Annotated in this window: 23 protein-coding genes; 10 read left to right on the plus strand and 13 right to left on the minus strand. The window is 43.8% G+C overall.

Going from position 1 to position 26666, the window contains the following annotated elements:
• Positions 1-4: 4 nt before the first annotated feature.
• The 3 genes from LEP1GSC194_RS04595 (at position 5) to LEP1GSC194_RS04605 (ending at position 2403) form a co-directional block, all read left to right on the plus strand.
• Positions 5-856 (plus strand): HDOD domain-containing protein, encoded by an 852-nt coding sequence (locus LEP1GSC194_RS04595; protein ID WP_017810241.1) that lies wholly within the window; start codon positions 5-7, stop codon positions 854-856.
• The gene (locus LEP1GSC194_RS04600; protein ID WP_020772363.1) at positions 853-1392 is read left to right on the plus strand and encodes a shikimate kinase; all 540 of its coding nucleotides are present in this window, start codon (positions 853-855) and stop codon (positions 1390-1392) included. Before LEP1GSC194_RS04595 ends, LEP1GSC194_RS04600 begins: the two co-directional genes overlap by 4 nt.
• 114 nt (positions 1393-1506) lie before the next feature.
• Positions 1507-2403 (plus strand): tyrosine-type recombinase/integrase, encoded by an 897-nt coding sequence (locus LEP1GSC194_RS04605; protein WP_020772461.1) that lies wholly within the window; start codon positions 1507-1509, stop codon positions 2401-2403.
• A gap of 132 nt (positions 2404-2535) precedes the next feature.
• Here LEP1GSC194_RS04605 and LEP1GSC194_RS04610 read toward each other — a convergent pair whose 3' ends face one another.
• The 4 genes from LEP1GSC194_RS04610 to LEP1GSC194_RS04625 all read right to left on the minus strand — a co-directional run bounded on the left by LEP1GSC194_RS04610 (position 2536) and on the right by LEP1GSC194_RS04625 (position 7256).
• Complete coding sequence (locus LEP1GSC194_RS04610) at positions 2536-3342, minus strand: SDR family NAD(P)-dependent oxidoreductase (protein ID WP_020772480.1); 807 nt, start codon at positions 3340-3342, stop codon at positions 2536-2538.
• Positions 3343-3356: 14 nt separating this feature from the next.
• Entirely contained in the window at positions 3357-4457 is a 1101-nt protein-coding gene (locus LEP1GSC194_RS04615; RefSeq protein ID WP_020772367.1) for an MBL fold metallo-hydrolase, read from the minus strand.
• 59 nt (positions 4458-4516) lie between these two features.
• Positions 4517-4885: a hypothetical protein gene (locus LEP1GSC194_RS04620; protein ID WP_017810237.1), complete on the minus strand. Its 369-nt coding sequence runs from the start codon at positions 4883-4885 to the stop codon at positions 4517-4519.
• A 196-nt stretch (positions 4886-5081) separates the two neighbouring features.
• Positions 5082-7256, minus strand: a complete 2175-nt coding sequence (locus tag LEP1GSC194_RS04625) for an adenylate/guanylate cyclase domain-containing protein (protein ID WP_020772410.1) — start codon at positions 7254-7256, stop codon at positions 5082-5084.
• Between the two features lie 200 nt (positions 7257-7456).
• Between LEP1GSC194_RS04625 and LEP1GSC194_RS04630 the strand changes: the two genes are divergently transcribed.
• Both LEP1GSC194_RS04630 and LEP1GSC194_RS04635 read left to right on the plus strand, forming a co-directional pair.
• The gene (locus LEP1GSC194_RS04630) at positions 7457-7936 is read left to right on the plus strand and encodes a peroxiredoxin (RefSeq protein WP_020772474.1); all 480 of its coding nucleotides are present in this window, start codon (positions 7457-7459) and stop codon (positions 7934-7936) included.
• On the plus strand, positions 7937-9658 hold the full coding sequence (locus tag LEP1GSC194_RS04635; RefSeq protein ID WP_020772478.1) for a M61 family metallopeptidase: 1722 nt from the start codon (positions 7937-7939) through the stop codon (positions 9656-9658).
• 137 nt (positions 9659-9795) lie between these two features.
• On the opposite strand, the gene LEP1GSC194_RS04640 is transcribed toward LEP1GSC194_RS04635, so the two are convergent.
• On the minus strand, positions 9796-10551 hold the full coding sequence (locus LEP1GSC194_RS04640) for an SDR family NAD(P)-dependent oxidoreductase (protein WP_020772377.1): 756 nt from the start codon (positions 10549-10551) through the stop codon (positions 9796-9798).
• A 69-nt stretch (positions 10552-10620) separates the two neighbouring features.
• On the opposite strand from LEP1GSC194_RS04640, the gene argB reads away from it, so the two are divergent.
• Together argB and LEP1GSC194_RS04655 are read left to right on the plus strand one after the other, a co-directional pair.
• Positions 10621-11496 (plus strand): acetylglutamate kinase, encoded by an 876-nt coding sequence (gene argB, locus LEP1GSC194_RS04645; RefSeq protein WP_020772501.1) that lies wholly within the window; start codon positions 10621-10623, stop codon positions 11494-11496.
• Positions 11497-11757: 261 nt separating this feature from the next.
• Entirely contained in the window at positions 11758-13506 is a 1749-nt protein-coding gene (locus tag LEP1GSC194_RS04655; RefSeq protein WP_020772339.1) for a GAF domain-containing SpoIIE family protein phosphatase, read from the plus strand.
• 350 nt (positions 13507-13856) lie between these two features.
• Here LEP1GSC194_RS04655 and LEP1GSC194_RS04665 read toward each other — a convergent pair whose 3' ends face one another.
• A complete protein-coding gene (locus LEP1GSC194_RS04665) occupies positions 13857-15158 on the minus strand; it encodes an ATP-dependent 6-phosphofructokinase (protein ID WP_020772535.1) in 1302 nt (433 codons plus the stop codon).
• Positions 15159-15269: 111 nt separating this feature from the next.
• Here LEP1GSC194_RS04665 and LEP1GSC194_RS04670 point away from each other — a divergent pair, with 111 nt between their 5' ends.
• Complete coding sequence (locus tag LEP1GSC194_RS04670) at positions 15270-16214, plus strand: LIC_20087 family outer membrane protein (protein ID WP_020772438.1); 945 nt, start codon at positions 15270-15272, stop codon at positions 16212-16214.
• Between the two features lie 69 nt (positions 16215-16283).
• On the opposite strand, the gene LEP1GSC194_RS04675 is transcribed toward LEP1GSC194_RS04670, so the two are convergent.
• The 5 genes from LEP1GSC194_RS04675 to LEP1GSC194_RS04695 all read right to left on the minus strand — a co-directional run bounded on the left by LEP1GSC194_RS04675 (position 16284) and on the right by LEP1GSC194_RS04695 (position 23205).
• Positions 16284-16613, minus strand: coding sequence for a hypothetical protein (locus LEP1GSC194_RS04675; RefSeq protein ID WP_020772357.1), 330 nt, complete (start codon positions 16611-16613; stop codon positions 16284-16286).
• A 160-nt stretch (positions 16614-16773) separates the two neighbouring features.
• Positions 16774-20514, minus strand: a complete 3741-nt coding sequence (metH, locus tag LEP1GSC194_RS04680) for a methionine synthase (protein ID WP_020772350.1) — start codon at positions 20512-20514, stop codon at positions 16774-16776.
• A gap of 44 nt (positions 20515-20558) precedes the next feature.
• The gene (locus tag LEP1GSC194_RS04685; RefSeq protein ID WP_020772488.1) at positions 20559-20858 is read right to left on the minus strand and encodes an indolepyruvate ferredoxin oxidoreductase subunit alpha; all 300 of its coding nucleotides are present in this window, start codon (positions 20856-20858) and stop codon (positions 20559-20561) included.
• Positions 20859-20915: 57 nt separating this feature from the next.
• Entirely contained in the window at positions 20916-22226 is a 1311-nt protein-coding gene (ahcY, locus tag LEP1GSC194_RS04690; protein ID WP_020772362.1) for an adenosylhomocysteinase, read from the minus strand.
• Between the two features lies 1 nt (position 22227).
• Positions 22228-23205 (minus strand): metalloregulator ArsR/SmtB family transcription factor, encoded by a 978-nt coding sequence (locus LEP1GSC194_RS04695; RefSeq protein ID WP_017809972.1) that lies wholly within the window; start codon positions 23203-23205, stop codon positions 22228-22230.
• A 250-nt stretch (positions 23206-23455) separates the two neighbouring features.
• On the opposite strand from LEP1GSC194_RS04695, the gene LEP1GSC194_RS04700 reads away from it, so the two are divergent.
• Positions 23456-24052 carry a TetR/AcrR family transcriptional regulator gene (locus tag LEP1GSC194_RS04700; protein WP_020772526.1) on the plus strand — a complete coding sequence of 199 codons (597 nt, stop codon included), beginning with the start codon at positions 23456-23458 and terminating at the stop codon, positions 24050-24052.
• Positions 24053-24061: 9 nt separating this feature from the next.
• Complete coding sequence (locus LEP1GSC194_RS04705) at positions 24062-24490, plus strand: acyl-CoA thioesterase (RefSeq protein WP_017807689.1); 429 nt, start codon at positions 24062-24064, stop codon at positions 24488-24490.
• A 268-nt stretch (positions 24491-24758) separates the two neighbouring features.
• Here LEP1GSC194_RS04705 and LEP1GSC194_RS04710 read toward each other — a convergent pair whose 3' ends face one another.
• Together LEP1GSC194_RS04710 and LEP1GSC194_RS04720 are read right to left on the minus strand one after the other, a co-directional pair.
• Positions 24759-25568 carry a TIGR01458 family HAD-type hydrolase gene (locus LEP1GSC194_RS04710; protein ID WP_020772489.1) on the minus strand — a complete coding sequence of 270 codons (810 nt, stop codon included), beginning with the start codon at positions 25566-25568 and terminating at the stop codon, positions 24759-24761.
• 538 nt (positions 25569-26106) lie between these two features.
• A partial coding sequence (locus LEP1GSC194_RS04720; RefSeq protein ID WP_020772462.1) for an IS110 family transposase occupies positions 26107-26666 on the minus strand: 560 nt, incomplete at its 5' end.

A 26666-nucleotide genomic window follows, 5' to 3' on the forward strand; every position in this document is an offset into this window, starting at 1 on the left:
AAAGATGAAAGAAAAAATAGACCAACTCTTTTTAAACGACGCTCAACTTCCAAGAATTTCATCCGTAGTTACTAAAGTGATGCAGATGGTTCAAAAACAGGACGTTTCAATTCCCGATCTGGCAAAGGAAATTTCAAACGATCCGGGTTTGACTGCCGATGTGATTAAACTTTCCAATTCGGCTTACTACCGAGCTTCAAAACCGATCAAAACCGTACAAGAATCTCTGATGACCTTGGGAATCAAAACGGTAAAGGATATCATCCTATTGACCGCGACGAGAGGAATTCTTAAAAAAGATCTGAAAGGTTATCAGGTGGAAGCGGAAGATAACTGGATTCAATCTCTCACCGTAGCCGAACTTTCCAAAAGAATCTGCGAACAAAAAAAACTCAAAATAGGATCGGATCTTGCGTTTACCGGCGGTCTTTTGCACAATATAGGAAAGGTGATTCTTGCCGATTTTTTTCCCTCCGTAATCGCCAGTCTTAGGGAAGAATTAAAAACTCATTCCGTTTCATTCGGGGAATTGGAAAGAAAACATTTCGGATATTCTCACGAGGAAGCGGGAGAAAAATTATTGGAGAAATGGAATTTTCCAAAAGAGTTGGTTCACGTCGTACGAAATTACAGTCAACCCGAAGAGGAAAAAGAATTTCCGGAGTTGGTTTCCGTGGTTCACGTAGCTCATTCGATTTCCATAGCGGCTGGAGTAGGAATCGATATCGCGGGTTTATCCGCTCCGATTTCCAATCAAGCTTTGCAGATTTTAGGAATTACCGACTCCGACGTACAAATGTATTATACGGTCCTTCCGGAAATACAGAAACATATCCGTGAGTTAATTCAGGCTTGAAAAAAAATTTCGCTCTGATCGGCCCGAGAGGGGTCGGAAAATCTAAAATTTCCCGTAAACTTTCTAAAATGACGGGGATGCCGGTAGTGTCCACCGACATGATCGTAGTGTACGAAATCGGAGGAATTTCCATCCCCGAATTCATTGAAAAGAATGCGGGAGACTGGAGACCATTCCGAGATTTGGAGTTTCAAATCTTATTGAAACTAAAAAATTCCCGAGGAATCATTCTAGACTGCGGGGGTGGGATTTTATTTGATTTGGATACCAAAGGAAAAGAAATCCTGAGTGATCGCAAAATTGAACTTTTAAAATCCATAACGACCGTTTTCGGTCTCTCCAAACCCACGGAGGTTTTAGTGGAAAAGATTCAAAATGACCCTACTCGCCCACCGTTGAGCGCAATTGACTCCTATCGGAACGTATTGGAGAATCGATTGCCGCATTACAGAAGTATTTCGGATTATTATTTTGAAATCGATGATTTGAGGATCGAAGAGATTTGCTCTAGAATTCTGCAGAAAATCGAATATTGAATTGACACATTTTAGCGATATTTGGTTCCCTTTCTTCAAAGCTTTTAGAAAAAGAATATCAAAACCGTACAAAGGCAACTAACGAGCCCGCTACGGAATAAAAAGGGAAGAAAGATGTCAGAATTGGAAGTTCCAAAAAAAAACAAACACTCGATCGAAAGGCTGATAAAAATTATTCGCCAGAGAAACTATAAAAAAGCCACGGCTTATACTTACATGAAATACAATTTAGATTTCCTCCATTTCACGGATAAACCCGCGGAGAAGATCACCGTCAAGGATTTGAACCGGTATATGGATCATTTGAAGAAGAGAAAAGTGTCTTCTTCTACAATTCAGATTAACGTAAGTTCCTTGAAAATGTTTTTCGAAGACGTGATGAAAATGAATGTATTCCAGGATTTTCAAAGACCTGTACGGGAATATAATAATCCGAACGCGATCACTTATAAGGAAATGCAGAATATCTTAAAAACCGCCTCTCCGAACGCCAAACACGAGTTGATGTGCGGCCTGGTTTACTTTGGAGGTCTTCGTGTCGGAGAATTGATTTCTCTCAGATGGACGCATTTGGATACAAAAAGAAAATCGATTCAAATCAAGTCCTCGATTCTTTCCCAATCTAGAACGGTTGAAATTCCGGCAGAACTAGAAACTCTGATCAAAAAATACGAGAGAGAAATGCTCGTTTCTTCGAACACATATTTGTTTCCGGGAAAAAGTTCCGGATCTCACACGACTTCAAGAAACGTGGAAAGGATTATTTCCGAAATCGGCAGAAACTCCGGAATTTCGAGTCCGGTAACCGTTTTTACCCTCAGACATAGCAGAGCCTTGCATCTGATTGCGGACGGTTCTTCCTTAAATCACGTGAAGGATTTTCTAGGACACAAAACCCTCGCAAGTACCGAATCGTATTTACCGGTGAAAAAAAATCTGAGAGCGTCGGTTCGGGAAAAATCAAGACAAGACGCACTTAAAAACATTCGTAAGAGATTTAGAACCGGTTAAAAATAGATTCGAAATTTTGAATGTGTTTTCCCCCGATTGGACCTCTCCTACTTCTTAAAAGAAGGGTTTTAAATCTTTGACATCGCCCTTTTATAAAGGCGTCCCTAAAAAGATAAAACTCGGGGGAATCTCTTAACCTTTGGTATAAACGAATTGTTTCTTGAGTCCTTTTTTGCGGAGCATCGGACCTAGGATTGCCGCCGTTGCAGGAAATGCGTTTCCGATCTTTGCAAGAATTCCGCGACTACCCGGAATCAAAATTTCAAGCGGTCTTTTGGTAAGAACCTTACCGAGAATCATCTTGGAAACTTCTTCAACCGTTAGGACCTTCCCTCCCGAAAAAGTCATCGAAGCCTGCTCGTAATCCTTCTGTAGATCGAGCATCGGAGTTTTGATCGCGTCCGGACAAACGACTGTTACAAAAACGTTCTTTTCTTTGAGTTCCCCAGCGATCGCAAGAGAAAAACCTCTTACCGCAAACTTAGAGGTGGAATACAAAGAGATCCCGGAAATCGGAGCCACTCCCGCAAGAGATGCGATGTTTACGATATGTCCCGCTCCGGCCGCAACCATTCTTGTCGCCGCTTCTCTCGTTCCGTACATCACACCCTTGGCGTTGATGTCCATATGTCGATCGATCTGAGTCGCCGGAACTTCGTAAATATAACCCGGCAAAAGATATCCCGCTACGTTTAGAAGCGCGTCGATCTTACCCCATTTTTTGATCGCAAGATCCATCACTTTTTTCCAATCACCGGGAGAAGTTACGTCGAGTTTGGAGACAAGAACGCGATCTTTTTCATTCTTCCAAGGGGCCGCGAATTTTTTGAGTTCCTTCTCGTTGATGTCCGCGATTAAAATCGAATGTCCCGCGGCAAAAGCCTCTTCGGCTAATTTTTTTCCGAGACCGCCCGCGCATCCTGTAATGAATAAAATCATATTCTTACTTCCTTTTAAATTACGGGGGAACCGAAAGACAATCTTCCGAAACTAAACGTAGGCGCGGTTCCCGGAAACAACCAGTAACTCGTCATCTCCGAAGAGGGCATAACGTTGTAAAAGTTCGAATTTCTGGAGGAAACTCCCGCCATTTCCTTTTCCTGAACCATGGAGATATATTGTTCCAAGCCGATTTCCAGAGTGTTTCCGTTTAAGATCACTTCCATACCGGTGGCCTTCGCGTATTTTTTCACGCCCGGAATTCGAGAATGTAACGGAGAATAACTGTCGGCGCTGACTCCGTTCTCGCTCGAAACAAAAATACCCTCGGGAGTATGAGCCACGAGAGAATGGTTCCCTACGGTATGTCCCGGTGTGCGAATCAAAGCGATTCCTTGTCCGAGTTCAACGTCTCCATCCAAAATTACGATTCGATCGCTCGCAACTCCTCCGGTTCCGTTCGGACAATACCAATCGGCTTGAGGAGGAAGAAGCCCTTGAACGGAATCCCATTCTTGTCTCATCACTAAAAGTTTCGCGTTCGGGAAATAACCTTTTTCTCCGTTGGCTCCCAACCATTTACGAATGTCCTGCGTATGAAGATGATCGTAAGAGATATAATCCACCTTTTCGGGAGAAATTCCCGCGTCTTCCAGACATTCTTCCACCGTGTTTAAAATCGGAGCGATGATCTTTTTACCGATGGATTGAAAGGGGCCGAAACTTCCGGCAAGCCTTTTGAAAAACGGGGTTTCCGCGTTGCTATCTATATCGGAAGGAGAAAATAAAAGCGTTTTGATTCCGTCCGAAGTTTTGTACTGAACGATGAACAATCGATTGAGAATGTGCATATACGGAGTAGGAAGAGCGTAAGCGTTCAAGAGCGCATAACGCGTAGGATACGGAACCCTGACCAAATCGTAAGATCTGTAAAAAATCACTTGAGGACCGGAGAGCATTTTCTCCCGAAACTTGCGAGCCCTTCTTCGAACGTCTTCCAGACGATCCACCGGATGCGGCAGATCTCTAGAGCCTAAGAAGTCGTGGATGGGTTGAATCGAAGAATCCTTCTTCGTTTTGGAAACGCTTTTGACTGTGGACGCTTTTTTTGCCATCTCTTTTAATTTCCTCGGATGTATTTCCTATCTTAATTTTTGAAAGTAAATGGAAACGATCAAAACGGTTTGTAAGTTACGATATAGACCACAAGAAGTCCGAGCAAAGGAAAGCCGAACCAAAATGTTTTTCCCAACGTAGGTTTTTTATAGACCATCGTCAAAAGCCCGCCGTATGCCAACCAGATCGCAAATTTTGCGATCACCCAACCGGGCCAGGGCCAGATCAAACCCATTCTTGCAAGCATTCCGAATCCGCCTAATAAGATGAAAAATAGGCCGATTCCGTGTGTGATCGCTACGATTTTACGATTGGAGAATTCTTTGGTGCCGCCGTTGAGAACATGAAGCGTAACTCCTCCCAGCGCGGTAAAAAGTAGAAGAATTCCGAAGATATGGATCATTTTATAGACCGCGTAAGAAATCATATGCCGGTTCCCTTATGAAACGGTTTTAGGTTTGCTCCAAAACCGTTGTTTTGTTTTTCAAAATTTTTGTTGTGTACCCTAAAACATAACCTTACTCACAAATGACTCAGTAAGGTTATAACCCGAAAGGGTTGCACGCGGAATCCAGTCTCCCCGGAAGAATGGACTTTGGCAACGATTGTTTCTTATAAATCGTTTACTTTTCTAGAAGATGTTGAACCCCGATCCAATTGCCGTTAGGCGGGGAAGCGATGTATTCCTGGCATCGTTTGCGATAAAGAATCGAAACGATGTCCTCCGGGAAAACCTTAAGCGCCTGTTCGAAATTGATGAGAGCCTCCTGAAAATCCGCGACCTTATACAAAATAATTCCCCTTGTGATCAAAGGAAGAGTCGTGTCTTTCAGTTTTCGAATATGAGGTACGTCCGCTTCGTAAACCTCGTAAATGATGATCGGATCCGTTTTTCCTTTTACTACGACGGAATCGATTTCACGAATCGCAAGATCGTCCGCGATCGTCATGCAAGAAAGAGTATTCTTTGTAATCAGAATGTCGGCGCGATAAAGGTTGGTTAGACTTTCCAAACGGGAAGCTACGTTTACGGTATCGCCGATCACGGTCGTGTCCAATCGGGAACGACTTCCCACGGTTCCGAGCATCAGATTTCCCGTGTTGATCCCGATTCCGATCCTTAAACCTCGAAAGTGAGAATCCTTTGCTTCCGCGTTAATGGCCTGGACCGCTTTTTTCATTTCGATCGCCGCAAGAATCGCCTTATCCGCGGAAGTTTTACCGTAAAGACGAGATTGTATCGCTTCCCCTTCTCCCGAAAATAAGGCGAGAATTCCGTCGCCCATAAACTTATCCACGAAACCTTCGTGTTTTTGTACCACGGGCTCCATACTCGCGAGATAGTCGTTGATAAAACGAAAGTTTTCCTCGGGAGTCATCTGTTCCGAAATCGTAGTGAACGAACGAATGTCCGTAAATAAAACGCTCATTTCTTTGAGAACCGAATCTCCGAGATTGACCTCAACGGCGGAATTTTTTCCGAGAACGTTTAAGAACTGTACGGGGACGAAACGAAAGAACGCGTTTTTTTGTCTTGCGAGTTCCAACTTCTGCTGACTGAGTTCTATGTTTAAGTCTTCCGATTGACGATACAAAGAAATGAATCGGTTGGCGAGAATGACGGTTAACGCGACCACAAAAAGAAAATACGCGAACTGAGTGAAACGAATTCCGGATTGAAAGAAAACCGAATCGATCACGTCGTAAACCGCGATAAAAACGACCGTAAACATACTCGTCGCCAAAAGAATCGCGTCTTTTTTGCGGAAATATAACGCTTTGCTCATAAAGTAGAGGAGATAAACGAGCGTGGGAAGAATGGAAATCTGCCAGATTCTCAAACTAGTCATCGTATATCGAAACGGTTCCACGAGAGTGATCGCCGCGATAATCACGTCCAAGACGAGAATTCCGAACAACACTTTCGAAAATTTCGCTCTTCCGTAAAAGTAATCCTGCATAAACAACAGAAACAGGGGTGAAAGAAGAGAAACCGAAGAATATTCAATTCTTGTAATCCAGGTCGTATCGTGAATCACGTCGAACGCGATATTGGACCTCGAAAGAGAATACAGGGCCATAAAAACGCTGAAAATTCCGAAATAAAGATTGTACAGGTCCTCCCTTCTTTTTGCGTAAATGAGAAGATGATAAAGTCCGAAGAAAACGTAAATCGTGTTCAGGCAAAGGTTGACTAACGTGGAAATTTCGCCGGAAAGTTTTTGTTCGGTCGTTAGGGAATAATCCCCGTCGATGTAAAAACCGAGATCCACGTTTTTAGAAAAGGCCGAAGCCGGAACGTCTCCGATCAAATGGAAAGTCAAAAGATTTTCCCCCGATCTAAGAAGACTGGAATCGACGGGGAGACGAAAACTTCGGATCGTCCTTCGGACAAACATTTCTTTTCCGGAAGAATCCAAATGGATTTCCCGAGCCAGGGAATGACCGTTTAAAAATATTTCCCAGTTTTCTCCGATCGATTCCAGATACAGAAAGATCGGTTTGTAAACCTTTGTGTTCCGAAAATCCCCTTCGATGTGAAATCGAGTCTGCAACGTATATTCTTTCAAACCCCTTCCGATCGGGGTTTCGAAAATTTCGTTTAAAACGATCGGGAAGGTCGAGATTTTTTTCACTGTAGGAAGAGTCGGATCGATTCCGTTCGGATATTCCTTTTGAAATTCATCCGTCGCGATCCAATTTACTTTTCTCAAATCGATCGGTTTCCAAGAATCTTGGTTTTCGGAAAAAATCAAAGAAGGAATGAACGTGCAAAGGAAGAATAGAATCGTTTTCAAAGTTGATGTTTTCCGTTTTAGAAAATATGGTTTTTAATGGAGAAATATATGAATTAGAAGTTTAGATTGTCTAATTTTCAACATTTTTATTCGGTTCAAATCTTTTGTTTCGTACGGAAAAGCGATTGCTTCTCTTTTAAAATCCTGATTCTTACTTACATCCGGACTCCGGAGCGATTCAAATCAATAAGGAAATTGAAATGTCAGATTCAGTGTTAGGAACCAATCTTCCCGCAATCAGTTTGGAAAGTACGGAAGGTAAGAGTGTAAAACTTCCCGAAGATATCGCGGGCTCTTGGACTCTTCTCTATTTTTATCCCAAAGACGATACTCCGGGTTGTACCAAACAAGCCTGTAGTTATCGGGACAATATCGGAGAGTTCAAAAAAATCGGAGCGAAAGTTTACGGAGTGAGTTTGGATAATTTGGATTCTCACGGAAATTTCATCCAAAAATATTCTTTGAACTTCCCCCTTTTGTCCGATCCCGATCATAAACTCAGCGAAGCCCTGGGAGCTTACGGAGATCAGGAATGGAAAGGAAAGGTTTTCAAAGGACTTTCCAGAGACTCCTTTTTAATTTCTCCGGATGGAAAGATTCAAAAGGTTTGGAGAAAAGTTGACCCGACAACGACCGTGGAAGAAACTCTCCAAGAGATTTCCAAAGTCAGCGGTAAATGATTGTCTAAACTTCACTACGTAGTTCAAGAATACCAACTTACGGGACACTATCTTCAAGTGGAATTGGAGATAGAATCCCCTCAAAAAGAAACGATTCTTTCTTTGCCCGTATGGACGCCCGGATCTTATATGGTCCGGGACTATTCCAGACATATTCACAAACTCGAAACCTTATCCCTAGGGAAAAACGGAAAAAATCCGGAAGTTTCACAAATCGGTTTGGACTCTTGGAGCGTTCGTTCCGAAAGCGAATCCTTTCGCGTGCGTTACGTGGTCTACGGCTACGACTATTCGGTTCGTTCCAACTACTTTACCGCCGAGTTTTGTCTTTTACATCCTCCCGCTTTGTTTTTATATCCGAAGGACGAAGAGGTTTCCGAAATCACATTAGAGATTTCAAATACTCTTTCCTTTCAATTCTGCCACACAGGTTTAAACGGCAAAGGGAAAAAACGTTTTTCTAAAAATTTGGACGAATTCCTGGACGCTCCCATTCTGTTATCCAATCGCGCGGCCGTTCCGTTTCGTTCGGGAGAATGCGATCACGAAATCGTATTCGAGGGGGAATTGCCCAAATCCGTTCGGAAAACTTTGATCCCCGATTTGCAAAAAATTACGGAAGAACAAATTCGGTCCCTGGGAGGTTCGCCAAACGCCCGTTATCTGTTTATCCTGATTTTATCCGAAGGCGCCTACGGCGGTTTGGAACATCTCAATTCTTCCGTAAATATGTACGATCCTTTGAAGGCGATTTCGAAAGACGGATATCTAAAACTTCTGGAACTTTTATCCCACGAATACTTTCATCTCTGGAACGTTAAACGAATTCGACCGATCGCCTTGGGTCCTTTCGATTATCAAAGGCCGAGTTTGACGAGAGAATTATGGATCGCCGAAGGAATTACTTCCTTTTATGACGCGTATTTTTTAGTCAGGACCAAACATCTCAACGCGGAATCGTATCTTGCAAAAGTGATGGAAGACTTACAGAGTTTGGAAAAGTCGGAAGGAGAATCTTGGATGAGCCTCGAAGATTCTTCGTTTACGGCTTGGACCAAATTCTACAATCGTCCGAACGATCCGAACGCGAACAACACCGGAATTTCCTATTACGTGAAGGGCGGGATTTTGGCTCTTGCGATGGACCTCCATCTTTTGTCCGAATCCTCGGGAAAATTTTCCTTGTTGGATGTGATGAACGAAGTTTATCAAACCTTTCATATCGGAAAAAATCGGGGGTTTACGAAAATCGAATTTTTCGAAGCGGCAAAAAAACGCACCCAAGTCGACCTCAAATTGGAATTCGGCGATTATCTGGATAAGCCGATTCCGGTTCCGATCGAAAAATACTTACACAAAATCGGTGTTAAACGATCGGATTCCAGTCCCGGTGCGGAGCTCGGTTTCACAACGAGAGACGAAAGGGGAAATCTCGTCGTCCATAAAATCGATTGGAAGGTTTTGGACCCTTCCGTGGATTTGAGTCAGGGAGACGAATGGATCGCATTGAACGGGACTCGGATTCATTCCGGAAATCGAAAGGATCTTTTGAAACAATTTAAGTCGGGTGAAAAGGTGGAACTTTTGATTTCGAGAAGGGGGAAAATTCTCAAACGGAAAATGAAACTTTCCAAACGATTCCAAACGAGCCAATTTCAATTCGAAGAACCTATTTCGGAAACTCAAAAGAAATTGCGGAATCTTTTTTTCGGGTTAAATTAGTATTTTATGTAATTTTAATACTCAATCGAAACTCGCAAATCGACCTTTTAGGCGCAGAATTCCCGACACTCTATCATCAGAGTTGTTGAAAAATTAATTCTCCGTCGGTTTCCTTTTATTTCATAGTCCTTAATTTTTCAAACCGAGGTGATGCCGCCGTCCACGGTCCAGTTGGCTCCGTTGATATACGAAGATTCTTCGTTTAACAAAAAAGAAACGACCCTCGCCACTTCAAAAGGAGATGCGATCTTACGAGACGGCGTCATCCGGATGATTTTTTTTCTATGATCGGAAACTTGATCTTCCTGAATTCCCATCGAAGTCTCCATATAACCCGGACTGACGGCGTTCACGGTAATTCCGAAAGAGCCCCATTCGTCCGCAAGCGATTTTACAAAACCGATCAAAGCGTGTTTGGAAGCGGAATAAGCGACCGAATTTGCGGAACCGACGACTGACAATGAGGAAGCGATGAACAACAATCTCCCTATTTGCAATTTTTTGAATATGGGAAGAAGGAACTTCGAGATCTGAAAAGCGGAGCGGATGTTTACCGAAAAAATACGATCCCATTCTTCCAAACCGACTTCGGTGATTTTATGATAGGGACCTCCGTATCCGGCGCAATGAACAAAACCGTACGGAATCTGATCTTGGGAAAAAACCAAATTCTCCCATTCGGAGAGCGAAGACAAAAGTTCCTCGCTCCTCGTAAGATCCGTATTCAAAAAAGATTCTCCCGAAAAAATTTCCTTCGGAGATTGAACGTCCAGATTGGTCACGGAATAACCTTCGGATACGAGGGATTCCACGACGGCCCTTCCCAAACCTCCGCTTCCTCCGGTTAAAATTACGTTTTTCTTTTTGTTTGTTTCCCGATTTTGCGAAGTCACTCTATAACCTCAAACCTACTCCCGTATTTCTAGATGACAGAGTAAGACACAAGGATTCTTTTGTTTCTCATGGAAAAACTTTTGGAAAGAGTCAATCACATCCTCGAAGCCCTTCCTTATATCACCAAGTATTCGGGCAAAACGGTCGTGATCAAATACGGCGGGGCCGCAATGGCTAAGGCCGATCTAAAGGAATCTTTTGCAAAGGATATCGTTCTTTTAAAATACGTAGGGATTCATCCCGTAATCGTTCACGGAGGCGGACCTGAAATCAATCGACTCTTGGAGAGTTTGAAAATTCCGACCCAATTCGTTCACGGACATAGGGTTACGGACGCACAGACGATGGAAGTTGTGGAAATGGTTCTTACCGGAAAGGTAAATAAACAAATCGTCTCTATGATCAATTCTCAGGGTGGAAAGGCGGTCGGAATTTCCGGCAAAGACGGGAACCTTGCCAAGGCGGTCAAAACTCAGATCGAGATCGAACTGGAAGGAAAAGAAAAACAACTCTTCGATGCGGGACTTGTCGGAAAAATCGAATCCGTAAATCCTGAAATTCTTCACAACCTTCAAAAGGAAGGATTCATACCCGTCATTTCTCCGGTTGCGGAAAACGAGGAAGGGGAAAGTCTAAACATCAACGCGGATACGTTTGCCGGTGAAATCGCGGGCGCGCTCAAGGCGGAGAAATTGATTCTACTTACCGACACGGAAGGGATTTTGATCGACGGAAAATTGGCAACGGGTCTCAACCGCAGTACGGTCAAGGAATATATTCGAAAGGGAGAAATCTCGGGAGGAATGATTCCCAAAGTAGAATGTTGTCTAACGGCGATCGATCATGGAGTGAGAAGAACTCATATCATCGACGGAAGAGTTTCCCATTCCATACTGATCGAAATTTTTACGGATCAAGGAATCGGTTCTTTGATCGAATTTTGAAAAGGTTCATTAGAGTTGTTGAAAAATTAATTTTTCATTTGTTTCCGTTTCATTGAAATGGACGATTGAAGCGGTTTTGTTAATCGCGACTATTGAATTTTTTAACAACTCTATTATACATAAGAGACCGGTGCTTCGGATTTTTTTATGGGTTCCGTTTTTTTCCCGAAGTTTTCGATTCGTTGAAACTCCTTGACAGGGAGAACTTTCTTGTGTCCAATGTTTGAATTCTCCTTGGAGAATCATCTATTAATCCCCCTTATGAATGAAAGGCAGCTATCCTTATCTTTAATTTCCGATATAACGGCGAGAATCAACTCGACCGACGACTTGGATGAACTTCTCGGCATCATCATAGAAACCACAAAAGACGTACTCAATACGGAAGGTTGTTCCCTTCTTTTGTATGATCCGAACGAAGACTGCCTCGTATTCAACGTTGCCAAAGGCACAAAGGGAGATTCTTTGGCGGAGCTGAAAGTTCCGAGAGGAAAAGGAATCGCCGGAATGGTTCTGGAGACATTACAACCGGTGATCGTAAACGACGCCGCAAACGATCCGCGGATTTATAGAAACATCGACGAGACCGTGGGTTTCGTTACCAACAATCTTATCTGCGTTCCGATGAGCACTCAAGGAGAGATCCAGGGAGTTTTGGAAGCGGTCAATTCCCTGGAAAGGAATGAGTTCACTAACAAAGACATTAAGGTTCTTCAATATCTTTCGGATCTTGCGGCGATCGCGATTCGAAATCGAAGATTGATTCGAGATTTGAAAAGCCGCGCGAACGAGCTCGATTGTTTGTTCCAACTCAGTCAGGCGATCTCGAATATCTCGGAGATGGATCAATTTTTAAATCTCACCGTACATTCCATTTCGGAAGTGATGGGAGCGGAAAGGGTTTCTCTGATCTTTTTCAATTCGAAAAACGGAAAGTACGAACTCAAAAAAAGCATCGGTTTCAGTCTCAGGGACGAGGAATATTTCATCAATGAAAAGGAAGGAGTGATCCGGAGAATCATCGAAACCGGCGCTCCGATCCTCGTTCAAAACACAACTTCGATCATAGAAGATTGGATTCGCCCCGAAAGATACAGGACTAAATCCTTTATTTCCGTTCCGATTCGTCAGGACGGAAAGATCATAGGAATCTTAAGTTCCGCCGATAAAAAATCGGGAAACAGTTTCGACAATGCGGATCAAAATATTTTGAGTACGATCTCCAATCAAATCGCGGAAGCCTACAACTCCCTGCTTTCCAAGGAACAAAAAGAAAAACTCAATTCGATTCATAGGGATATGCAGATCGCTTCGCAGATTCAGGTGAATTCCCTACCGAACATTCCGAAGAAGATCCAAGGATTGGAATTGGAAACGAGTTATATCGCTTCGAAAGAAATCGGAGGAGACTTTTACGATCTGATCTATCACAATCCGGACGAAGTCAGTGTTCTCATCGCCGACGTTTCCGGAAAAGGAATCGCAGCCGCGCTTTTTATGGAATTTTCCAAAACGATCATCTCGGGAGAAGTTTCCAGAAATTCTTCGACTAGCATCAGTTTGATGAGCGCCAACCGAATCATTCAGGAAAAATCCGGATACTTCATGTTCGTCACCGTGATGCTCGCAAGAATCAATATGGCAAAACGAAAAATTCGTTATTCCAGCGCGGGGCACAACGAACAACTTCTCTATAAGGCCGAAGGAAAAAATGTAGTTAGTCTTTCCGGCAAGGGGATGCCTCTCGGAATCAAAGAATCCGAGATCGACGAACACGAAATCGATTATTCTCCCGGCGATCTTTTGATTTTATATACGGACGGAGTCAGCGAAGCGATGAACGAATCGAACGAGATGTACGGCCTTGAAAATCTCACCAAACTCATCGAACGAAACGGAGATATGCCTCTTGGCGCGCTGAAAGAGTTGATCATCGATACGACGGACGCGTTTCGCGGAGACGCGGATCCGCACGACGACTATACACTTTTTATGGTTCGTCTTCCTTAAGAGGTTCATAACCAAATCCACAAGACGATCCATAGAGGCATCTACTTAAGTTTCAGTCGCAGAAGATTTAACTCACTCCCTACCATAGTTACCCACAAATACTTGGATCTGAAGATAAATGTCGGAATTACGACAAATCCTCTGCTAGAAACTCTATTCGGTTCTCTATGGATCGCGAAATTGGTGGAAAGGCTCGGAAGATTTTTCTCTATCAGAAAATCATACTTTTTGCAAGTAACAAGTCTCGTTCTCGTCGGAACACTTGCATTTTATTGTATATAGAATCCTAACCACTTGAAACGTCGAAACTTTCACAGAAATTGCTACACTATCCCCTGACATCTGATCCCCTAAAGCCGATCCACTAACATGTGCGCCGGTTGTCCGGTCGAAGCCAAAAGAGATCTCCACAACGTGCTTCGATCCGGTTGTAAAACTTTTCTTTCTTGAATCGCAATGGAAATCGGAAGATGAGTGAAAACGTTGTTCCACATTCCGACGACCATATCCGTTTTACCGGCCATTCCCGCATGAACCGCATTCTGAGCCAAAAAACCGCAGAAGACGGAATCTTCCGCGTTAGCCGGAATCGATCGAATGATATAACTCGGATCTATGTATTTGATGTTCACCGAAATGTTTTCTTTTTTGAAGAACTCGGTCATCGTGTCCTTGAGAAAAAGTCCGATGTCCTTGAGTTTTAAATTTCCGGAAGGATCTCTTTCCTCGGTAGAATCGAAAAATTTTTGACCGGCTCCTTCCGCCACGATGATCACCGCGTGTTTCTTTTTTTGGATTCTCTTTTTAAGATCGTCCAAAAAGGCTCCGTTTCCGTAGAGATCGAAGTTCACTTCGGGGATCAGACAGTAGTTTACGTTTCTGGAAGCGAGAGCCGCGTTGACGGCGATGAATCCGGAATGACGTCCCATCAGTTTAACAAGTCCGATTCCGTTCGGCGTTCCTTTCGCTTCCACGTGTGCACATTCGACCGCTTCCATCGCTTTGGAAAACGCAGTAGAAAAACCGAATGTTTTTTGGACATAATTGATATCGTTGTCGATCGTCTTCGGAATTCCGATGATGGAAATTTTTTCTTTCCTTTTTGCGATTTCGCCCACAATCTCCCTCGCGCCTCTGAGGGTTCCGTCTCCTCCGATACAAAAAAGTATTTTCACTCCGTAAGAAATGAGGCAATCCACCATTTCCGTAGGAGATTGATTCCCTCGGGAAGAAGCCAACATGGATCCGCCTTCTTCTACGATATGCGCCACTCTCTCGGGCGTAAGTTCCATCGGTTCGTGAGAATATTTTTTTACAAGTCCTTGATAGCCGTACGGAAATCCTAGGATGCGCGAAACACCGTAACGATAGTAAAGTTCCATGACAACACCGCGAATGACGTCGTTGATTCCGGGACAAAGCCCACCGCAGGTTACGATCCCGGCGACCACTTCCTCTGGGCGGAAATATATTTTTTCCCTGGGTCCGGCCTGTTCGAAAAAATCGGGGCCGTTTTGGACATAAGAATCCCAATCTTCTTTCGATTGAAACACGGTTTGGAATATCAACCTAGCGGAATCGCTCGTATAATATTCATAATCTGCGGGAGACGGTATCGAACATTCGCCGAAATTTTGAATCCATGTTTCCATAGTCGGTTCCTCGTATAGATACTCCGGGAATTTCCGGAAAAATCACCTCATTTTGCAATTTTATACTGACAGTTCTGTTCTATTTCCATAGTCTTACAGATAGAACTTTTTATGAACAAAAAGAGATCTTTCATCCTATCTTTATTTTTGTTTCTATTCGGAGTTTCGATTTTTTCGGTCGAGGACCCTTTGCCGAGCCCGTTTTCGCCCTATCATCTTTCCCGCGACTTCGATCTCAATCGTCAAAAATACCTGCAAGTAATCGCAATTCCCTATAAGGATCCGATGGAACTCAAACTCGGACCGGAAGACAATTCTATTCCCGAAAAAAAAGCGCCTGAAACTACTTTTATCAAAACTCCCGGACTTTCTTTTTCCGGAATGTTTCAACCGTTTTTATTTTCCGTAGTTCCTCAAGAAAGCGTTCAATTTTTACCCGTTTCCGAAACGGTTTTCGTAAACGACGTTTCCTCCGGAAACGGCAAACTCGTATCGGGGGCTTTTTCCGAAAAAAGAACCATGGATCGGATCACCGATTCCAGAAATCAAATTCCAGGTTGGGGTTTACAAAGTTGGAATACCAATTCTCTGCAAAACGGAAGTAGTTCCGGAGTTATGTTTCTTTATATGAAACGCCACGCGGGTTTGGAAATGGATTTTAACGCGAGAATGATCGGCAACCAAGCCGGACTTGCGTTTTTAGAATCCGCAAGATCCTCGATCGCGTTCAACTATTCCGTTTTTCCGGAAATCGGAGAAAGTTCGAAGATGAATTTTTTCCTTCAATTTTCCAGTATCAAACGTTTCCAGGATAATAGAAGTTTCGGTTATGGCGGAACCGGAGAACCAGGAAATAATTTTCGCGGCATGAAATCCTACGAATACTATTTGAACCCGGGAATTTCCTTCTCTTCCAGAAACTTAAGTTTGGAAGGGATGGTAAGAGTTCCGGTTCCGACCGCGGCTCAACTTTCCGGCGAACAACACCAGTGGATGCAAGACGTGCAAGGTATCTTAGGAATCAAATACAGCTTTTCCGAAACTTCTTCTAAATAACCCCTACATCGCGACCATGCTATATATCGGCCTTGCCCCGAGTGAACGCGAAGCGTTCGTATTGAGGGGCTAATCGATAATCCCCTGCTTCTTAAGAGAGAACGCAAGATCCATCTTGCTGATCAAATGTTTTGCTCTTCCAAAACGAATCATACGTTCCGGCGCAGAATCTTGTTGATTATTATAAATTTCTAAACAAGTTTCGATCACGGGACAAGAATGATCCGTACAACCGATCTCGGTCAGTTTGAGAATTTCATTTCCCGTAAGTCTAAGAGGTCCTTTTAACCAAGAAATCAGAGTGGGATGAAACGAAAATTCTTCGGTAGCGTTTCGAGTCTCCGAATATACGGGACCGTGATTGTGTACCGAAGAATGATTGGGAACCGCCGGTTTCATAACTTTTCATAAGACGAAGAAAATCGAATTCTAAATTCAATAGAGTTGTTGAAAAATTCCATAGCGGCAATTAACAAAACTGCTTCAATCGTTCCTTTCAATGAAACAAAAGCGGATGGAGAATTCATTTTTTAACAACTCTAACATTCTTTGAACTCTTTTAACGCGCGATGGAAACCGCCAGCGGATCATACGCAAGATTCGGAGCCAACCAACGTTCCACTTCTTCGATGCTCATTCCTTTTCTTGTCGCGTATTCTTCGATTTGATCCCGTTGGATCTTTGCCACCGCGAAATACTTGGACTGAGGATGCGCAAAGTAGAGACCGCTCACGGAACTCGCGGGCCACATCGCAAAATGTTCCGTAAGAGTGATTCCCGTATTTTTCTCCGCTTGCAAGAGATCGAACAGAACTCTTTTTTCGGTATGATCCGGAGAGGCGGGATAGCCCGCAGCAGGACGAATTCCTCTGTATCGTTCCCGAATCAGATCTTCCGGAGAAAGATTTTCGTCCTTGTCATAACCCCAGTATTCTTTTCGAACCTTGTAGTGCATGTATTCCGCAAAGGCTTCCGCGAAACGATCGCCTAACGCTTTCGCCATGATGGAGTTGTAGTCGTCTTGTTGTTTTTCGAATTCTTTTGCAAATTCTTCCACGCCGTGACCCGCTGTGACCGCAAATCCTCCGATGTAATCGATTCTTCCGGAATCCTTAGGCGCGACGTAGTCCGCCAAACAGTAGTTAGGTTCCGTTTCATCTTCTTTTTGAATCTGCTGACGTAACGTATGGAAAACGGCGATCAACTTGGAACGGTTTTCGTCTTCGTAGACTTCGATATCGTCTCCGACAGCATTCGCCGGAAAAATTCCGATGACGCCCTTCGTCTTAAAGATTTTTCCGTCCGTGATCGTCTTCATCAGTTTTTGTGCGTCCGCGAAAAGTTCTCTGGCTTGTTTTCCGGTGGTTTCACTTTCTAAAATTGCGGGATATCTTCCTTTGAGTTCCCACGCGGTGAAGAACGGGGTCCAGTCGATGAACGGAATCAACGTTTCCAAGGAAATTTCTTGATCGAAAACTTTGACTCCGGTAAACGCAGGTTTGTCGATCGTCGTAGCCGCCCAATCGATTTCATCTCGATTCTCTCTGGCTTTTTCCAAAGAAATTAATTTTCTTTCCGCTCTCGTATTGAAATAATTTTCTCGAGCCGCTTTTTGATCTTCTTTGATCTTTTGAGAATAGGCCTCGTTCAAATCCGGATGCAGAAGTTGATTGACTACGTTTACGACACGTGACGCGTCCACGACGTGAACGACCGGATGATCGTAAACGGGCGCGATCTTAACCGCGGTATGAGCGGAACTCGTGGTCGCTCCTCCGATCAATAAGGGAACGTGAAAACCGATTCGTTTCATCTCGGACGCGACGTGGACCATTTCGTCGAGCGACGGAGTGATCAGTCCGGATAAACCGATGATACTCGCGTTATGCTTCTTTGCTTCTTCCAAAATTTTATCGGAAGGAACCATAACTCCCAAGTCGATCACTTCGTAGTTGTTACATGCGAGAACGACTCCAACAATATTCTTTCCAATATCATGAACGTCGCCTTTTACGGTCGCGATCAAGAACTTAGGACGAGAAGAAGTTTCCGCGGAGTTTTTCTTTTCTTCTTCCATAAAAGGCAATAGATAAGCCACGGATTTTTTCATCACTCTCGCGCTTTTTACGACCTGCGGAAGAAACATCTTTCCCGCGCCGAAAAGTTCTCCCACGATTTTCATTCCGTCCATGAGAGGACCTTCGATGACGGTTAACGGACGACCGTATTTGAGTCTGGCTTCTTCCGTATCCTGATCGATGTATTCTACGATTCCTTTGACGAGCGCGTGAGAAAGTCTTTCTTCGACGGAGGTTCCTTCTCTCCAAGTCTCCTCTTTCTTTTCGGCCTTGTCTCCGGCCTTTACGCTTTCCGCAAATTCCACGAGACGTTCGGTCGCGTCCGGCCTTCTGTTTAAAATTACGTCTTCCACATATTCTAAAAGATCTTTTGGAATTTCTTCATAGACCGCGAGCATCCCGGCGTTTACGATCGCCATGTCCATTCCGGCTTGGATCGCATAGTATAAGAATACCGAGTGCATCGCTTCTCTTACCGGATTGTTTCCTCGAAACGAAAACGATACGTTGGATAATCCGCCGGAAACCTTAGCGCCCGGACAGATTTTTTTGATTTCTCGAATCGCTTCGATAAAGTCCATCGCGTAATTGTTATGTTCTTCGATTCCGGTCGCGACGGTGAGAATGTTCGGATCAAAGATGATATCGGTCGGACTGAAGTTCGCCTTTGTTACGAGGAGATCGTAGGCTCTTTTGCAAATGCGAACCTTCTCGTCTTTCGTCGCGGCTTGTCCTTGTTCGTCAAAAGCCATCACGATCGCGGAAGCCCCGTATCTTTGAATTTTACGAGCGTGTTCTAAGAATTTTTCCTCTCCCTCTTTGAGAGAAATCGAGTTTACGATCGGCTTACCTTGGATACATTTCAGACCTTCTTCGAGGACGGTCCATTTGGAAGAATCGATCATGAATGGAACCTTAGCAATATCGGGTTCGCCCGCGATGAGATTCAAGAAGTGTTTCATCGAAGCTTCCCCGTCTAACAACGCTTCGTCGAAGTTGATGTCGATGATATTGGCGCCCGCTTCCACTTGTTGGAGAGCGACTGAAACCGCTTCTTCGAAATTTCCTTCGATGATGAGTTTTTTAAATCTGGGAGAACCGGTTACGTTGGTTCTTTCCCCTACGAGTAAAAATCCCTTATCCGGCGTGACGTTCAACGGTTCCAGACCGGAAAGACGCGTTAACTCGGGGATCTGAGGAAGAACCCTCGGTTTTTTTCCTTGGACGGCTTTTGCGGCCGCGGCGATATGTTCGGGTGTGGTTCCGCAACAACCGCCCGCGATATTCAACCAACCGGAACTTGCAAATTCTTGAATGTATTTTCCGAATTCTTCCGGAGTCTGATCATAACCTCCGAATGCGTTGGGCAGTCCCGCGTTTGGATAACAACTGATCATACAGGAAGAAACTCTGGAAAGTTCTTCGATATAAGGACGCATCTCGTCCGCGCCGAGCGCGCAGTTGATTCCCACCGAAAGAGGATTGCAGTGTGCGATGGAATTGTAGAACGCTTCCACCGTTTGACCTGAAAGAGTTCTTCCGGACGCGTCGGTGATCGTCACCGAAAGACAAACCGGGATTCTTACTTGAAGGTCTTCAAAAACCTGTTCGATCGCAAAGATCGCCGCTTTTAAGTTCAACGTATCGATGTTCGTTTCCGGAAGAAGGAGATCCACTCCCGCTTCCACGAGCGCGCGGACTTGTTCATAAAACGTCGCGACTAAATCGTCGAACGTCACCGCACGAAACGCGGGATTGTTTACGTCCGGAGAAAGAGTCGCGGTCCGAGTCGTAGGTCCGATCGCACCCGCTAAAAAACAAGGCTGAGTCGGATTCGTTTTTTGAAATTTTTCGATCGCGTTACGCGCGCATGTAACCGCAGCCTTGTTCAAATCCGCGACGAGAAACTCCGTTTTATAATCTCCTTGAGAAACCTGATTCGAACTGAACGTATTGGTTTCTAAGATGTTGGCGCCCGCTTCCAAAAATTTAACGTGGATCGCTTCGATTACGTCCGGTCTTGTCAAACAGAGAAGTTCGTTGTTTCCTTTGAGAGGATGCGCATGATTTTTAAGAACCTCTCCTCTGAAGTCGTCTTCGGTTAAAGGGAATCTTTGGATCATCGTTCCCATCGCGCCGTCGATGACTAAAATTTGTTTTTCGAGGAGAGCCAGTAGTTCTTTTGCCGACGGATTTGTATAGTTCTGAGTTTTCTGAGTCATGAGTAGTTTCTTTGATTATTCTAAAAAATATAATTGCAAATATTCTAATATTCCGAATTGATACATCCCTCTTTTTTCAGAGGAACTTTCACGTCAAGGATAACGGGAGAATGTTTTGATTCTCTTGCGTTCTCCGCGATCCAGCTTTGCCAGATGGACGGAACCTCGTAATCCGGATAAATCGCTTCCACCGGACATTCCGGTCTGCACTTATTACAATCGATACAGACGGAAGGTTCGATATAAAGACAATCGGTTCCTTCTCGAAAAGCCTCTACGGGACAAACCGCGGCGCAGTATGTGTATTTACAATTCCTGCAGGGCTCCGTGACTACATATGCCATCGTTTTCCAAGAAGACCGATTTTTTCCGGGACTTTCACATCCCGGAAAAGGTTCAGATCAATATCTGTAGTTCTCCGGTTTGAAAGGACCTGTAACGGGAACTCCCAAATAGTCGGCTTGTTTTTGGTTCAGTTTTGTTAAACGAACTCCCAACTGTTCGAGGTGAAGAGCCGCCACTTTCTCATCCAAATGTTTTGGAAGAGTGTAAACTCCCAACTCGTACTTCGTATTGTAGAGTTCGATCTGAGCCAATACTTGGTTCGTGAAAGAACAAGACATTACGAAAGAAGGGTGACCGGTTGCACAACCTAAGTTTACAAGACGTCCTTCCGCGAGAACGATAATGGATTTACCGTCCGCAAACGTATATTTGTCCACTTGAGGTTTGATTTCCTTTTTGGTTACGCCTTTTTCTCCGTTCAGTCTGGACATTTGGATTTCGGTATCGAAGTGTCCGATGTTACAAAGAATCGCTCCGTCTTTCATCGCTTTCATGTGTTCGAGAGTGATGATGTCGTCGTTACCGGTTGCGGTCACTACGATGTCCACTTGTTCGATGATGTCTTCCACGCGAAGAACTTGGTAACCTTCCATAGAAGCTTGAAGAGCGCAGATCGGATCGATTTCGGTTACGATTACTCGTGCGCCGAAGTTACGAAGAGAAGCTGCGGATCCTTTACCAACGTCTCCAAAACCGCAAACGAGAGCCACTTTACCGGCGAGCATAACGTCCGTCGCTCTTTTGATTCCGTCTGCGAGAGACTCACGGCATCCGTAGAGGTTGTCGAACTTGGATTTAGTAACGGAGTCGTTTACGTTAAACGCGGGAACTTTCAATTCTCCTTTTTTGAGGAGTTTGTAAAGACTCTTAACGCCCGTTGTGGTCTCTTCGGAGATACCGCGAATTTCGCTTAACAATTGAGGATATTTTTCGTGAACGTAAGCGGTAAGATCTCCGCCGTCGTCCAGAATCATGTTCGGTCCCTTGTCTCCGAAGAAAATGGTTTGTTCGATACACCACCAGTATTCTTCTTCGGTTTCACCTTTCCATGCGAAAACGGGAACTCCCGCTTTTGCTACGGCCGCAGCAGCGTGATCCTGAGTTGAAAAGATATTACAAGAAGACCATCTAACTTCCGCTCCCAATTCGATCAGGGTTTCAATCAGAACCGCAGTTTGAATTGTCATGTGAAGAGATCCGGCGATTCTTGCTCCGGCCAAAGGTTTTTTACCTTTGTATTCTTGTCTTAGAGCCATAAGTCCCGGCATTTCTTTTTCTGCCAGAATGATCTCTTGTCTTCCCCACTCTGCTTGGGAGAGATCCTTTACTTTATAGCTTAAACCTTTTTCCTGTGTTGTTGCGGACATTTTAGTCCTCCTTTTTCGTTGCTTGAATGATCAAAATTTTGAAAACGTTACCCGTATCGAATTCTTCATGGGCGCTGACCGTAAAACCCGAAAGTTCCAACCAGTCTTGAAGAAGTGGATAATCGAATCCCAACCAGAGATCCGAAAAGTTATCCCTCATAAATTCTTGATTGTGTTTTTTTAAATCCACAAGGCAGAAGACTCCGCCCGGCTTTAGTATTTTATAAATTTCGCGAATGACTGCGGGCGGATTGGAAAGGTGATGCAGAACCATCGACGCTACCACGGCGTCCGCTTGTTGCGTCGAAGATGAGGCCACATTCTCCAGTTGGGAATGAATCAAAGAAACATGAGAATTCCCCGCAAACATTACCTGAGCCTCTTCCACCATTTTAGGAGAAGAATCCACTCCGATCACTTGATCGGATTTTGTAAGAAGATAGGGAATCAAACCGCCCGGTCCGCAGCCGAGATCGTAGATCACGGAAGAAGAATAGGGAAGATAGGAAAGAATTTTTTTACGATAGAGCGCTGGATCGAGTACGTCTTTTTGAATCGATTCCCAATCCTGGGCTACATTATTAAAATAGAATGTATTCTTTTGGTCCCTTCTGGAAAGGATTTCGGAGATTTGAAGTTGGTCCGGAGTTCGAAACGGAAGGTCTTCCTTATAAGACAAAAGAAGTTCGGTAACTTCGGAGGGAAAATCCGGATTCTTCTTTTCTTCCGGAATTCGATAATAGACCCAAGAACCTTCTCTTTCCGGGATTAGAAAACCCGCGTCGGTTAAGATTTTGAGATGTCGGGAAACCCGAGATTGTCCCATTCTTAAAACTTCAGTGATTTCTTGTACGTTCAAAGGGGATAGAGAAAGAATATGGAGAATACGAATTCTCGTTTCGTCCGAAAGCGCTTTCAGCGCGGAAAGAATTTGTTTAGGGCTGTTTCCGGAATAAACCTTGGCCTCTAAAGTCTCCATGGGGGATAGGATATCAAGATATCTTGATATCCGCAAGGCTTTTTATGTGTGGTCTGGGAAAAACTGTAAAATCAGGGATTTTGTATGAGTTCCCACAAAATTCCGAAAAACAAATCAATATCCATTCGATAAATCCCCCTTTCGCAGGAGTTCCCACAAATTTCGCTTGCATTTAATATGACCAGTCGTTTTAATGTTCTCCAACTGATCTCTGACCTTCCCATCAAAAGCGACTCATCCAAAGAACAAAATGAAAATCTCCGCAACAGAATCGGCAACAAAACGAGAGAAGATCCTTCAAACCGGAATTCATCTCATTCGACAAAACGGACCTGTCGGAATCCAGGAAATAGCCGATGGGGCCAAAATTCCAAAAGGATCTTTTTACAACTACTTTGCTTCCAAGGATCGGTTTCTTCTCGAAGCTCTTGAGGATTACACCCGGAATGCGATCCATTGGAACGAACAAACCCTGGAAAAAGGAGGACGCGGACTTTCGGCCCTTTTTTATTTCTATGAACAAAAGATCGCACTGGAAAAAAAACTGCTGAAAGACGGGCTTTCCTGCCTGATCAACGTTCTTTCGCATTATTCCTCATCGACAAAACAAGAACTGAGAACGGCACTCAGTCATTCGCTGGACGAAATCGCAAAGAGTATTTTAGATTCTTTGCAACTTCCAGAAAATGATCCGGAATCGGAACGTGTTCTAATTCATATTCAAGTTTTGGAATCTTCTTGGAGAGGCGCGATGTTACTCGCGCAAGCTACGGGAGAAGAATCGTATCTGGAAAATTTTTTAGCTATGTACCGGAATTTTACGGCGGGTCTCAAAATAGAACTTTAGGGAAATTGAATGAAAACACAAGAGTTGACTGAAATCCGAAAAGGACATTCGACACAAATCGTGGTTCGTTGGGACGAACTAGATCCGAACAATCACGTAAACAATAAGAATTTTCAGGGTTATTTGGACGAGGCTCGAATGAGAGCGATGCGAGACTGGGGTTTTTCCATGGAAAAATTAAAGGCCCAGGATTTCGGACCTGTGATTCTTTCGATTCATCTCGAATTCAAACGCGAAATCAATTATCCCGAAACGATTACGATCGAATCGGATCTGTTCCTGAAAACCCCTACTCGCGCGGTATTCGAACAAAGAATCATCTGCGGAAGCAATCAGACTCTTTCCTGTAACGCGAGCACGGACTGGGTGATCCTGAACTTGAATTCGAAACGACCCGCAAAATTTTTGGAGGCGATCGGTTTTCATCAAACGGTTTGAAGTCCTCCTCAAAAATCGAAACGGGTTTTTCGTTTTACTCGGAACTATAAAATAGAGTATCCGAAATCCTATCTTTAAAACGGGGATTCGTCTCAAAATTTCATGGCATTCTATTCTGAGTTTGTCCCAATCGTCGCGTATCAAAAACGCGAAACCGTAAGATTGTGGAAGTTTTGGGATGAACTCTGCGTAGGAATCGGTAACCATAACGGTCATGAAAGTCCGCGTTAGTCGTAATATCCGAACATCGGCGGACATTTTAGAAATTTTACATGGAATTTTGCAGGAACGGAATCAGCGAACTTATATTTTCCCAAACCGCCTCGGGATGAATATTCGAGTTTTGCAATATTCCATCCCGATACTTTCCGGTTTTTACGAGAACTCCCCGAATCCCGCAGATTTGCGCTCCCCCTACATCGGAATCAAGATCGTCTCCGACCATGATCGTGCGAGAGGCTTCCGCGGAAATCATCCTCAGACCGACGTTAAAAAACGCCGAGGAAGGTTTGCCGATGATTTCGGCTTTGACACCGGTCGCGTATTCGATCGCGGATACGAACGCTCCTATATCCAACATCAATCCTTCTTTTGTTTGCCAAAACTTACCTTTATGAAGAGCGATCAATCTCGCACCGTTCTTTACCTTTTGAAAGATATCGTTTAAGATTGTATAGTTCCATTCCTTTCCGATATCCCCGATCAAAACGGCTTCCGGAGTTTCGAACTCGGACTCGATTTCTTCCAAATCCTTTTTGACTTCCTCTCGGATAACCATAAAAGTTTTTGGATTTCCCGTTTCTCGGATGTATTCGCGGGCGGCCCGAGGAGAATTGAGAATTCTTTCTTCCTCTGCGGGAATCCCTAGATCATTTAAAAATTCGGCAAGTCCCTTCCTCGATTTTGTAGTCGTATTCGTCAAAAACAGATACGGTATATGATTCTTTTTTAAATAAGAAACCGCCTCACGCGCTCCGGGCAATACGGAATTTCCGGTATGTAACACCCCGTCCAAATCCAATAAAACGTTTTGGATCGGAGCTTGCGTGCCTTTCTGCGGAATGTTTTTTTCACTCATATAAAATGCGATTGTAACGTATTTTTCAAAATTTGCGATTCTCTATTTTGCAAGCCTGTTCGAAACTTTCTCAGTTCGACAACTTCCCCTTTACATGCAGGAAAGAAAACGGGATTCGTTTCAAAATTCATGGTATTTCTATTATATAAGGATCAGTAAAAAGTATACAGTCTTAGTCCGAACCGTTTCTTTGAAATTCTCGTTCCGAGATGAAAGTTTGATTCCCGCCGTTTTTCCAAATATAGAAATTTTAAAGAAGGTCGTTTTTATTTTTAGATTCGTTTCTTTTTTAACGTGAGTTCCAATACGAAAGCGATTGAAGTAAGTAACTAAAAGTGCAGAGCTTTCAATGGATTGCTCTGAACTCAGTGAAACGCTCTATGAATCGCGTTTCAGGTTGCGAAGATTTTTCAGCTACGCTGAGAAACAACATTATGTTTCGACCCATAGGGAGAAACATTGAGTTTCTCGCTTCGCGGCTTTTGTTTATCTTGCTCTCTCCTATGTTTCTTGTGTCAAGCCCTCCCGCTATTTTTTTTTACATAAGACCATATTGGGCTAATTTTCGATTTAATATATTTTCGGGCATAGAATTGAAAAGTTCGCCCGTTCGAATCATTGTATAAAGCACTTCGATCATTTTGCGTGAAGCAGCAATGATCGATTTTTTAGCTCCTTTTTTAAGGTATAACCTATCATAGAACTCTTTTATCTTTCCACCATGCTGACAACGAACCAAACTCCAGGCGGCTTGAACGATCACCCTTCGAATCGAATGACAACCACGGGAAACAATTCTACCGTATCGAACCGTATCTCCTGAGATGTCGACTCTGGGAACAAGGCCTGCGTAGTAGGCTGCTTGTTTACCAGAGGAGAATCGCTTACAATCACCCATATAGCTCATGATTGCCAAGGAAGTAATCATACCAATTCCGGGCATGGACATGATCGTTTGAACATAAGCCGGATGTTTTTTTAGAGAATCTTTAATCTCTCCTTCTATTAGTTTTAGATTTAGTTCGACTAAATCTAAAACTTTTAAGATTCGTTCCGCTTCCTTTTTGTATCGATCAGGAAGTAAAGCTACAGAAACTT

The sequence above is a fragment of the Leptospira alstonii serovar Sichuan str. 79601 genome, assembly GCF_000347175.1.
Lineage (GTDB): Bacteria > Spirochaetota > Leptospiria > Leptospirales > Leptospiraceae > Leptospira > Leptospira alstonii.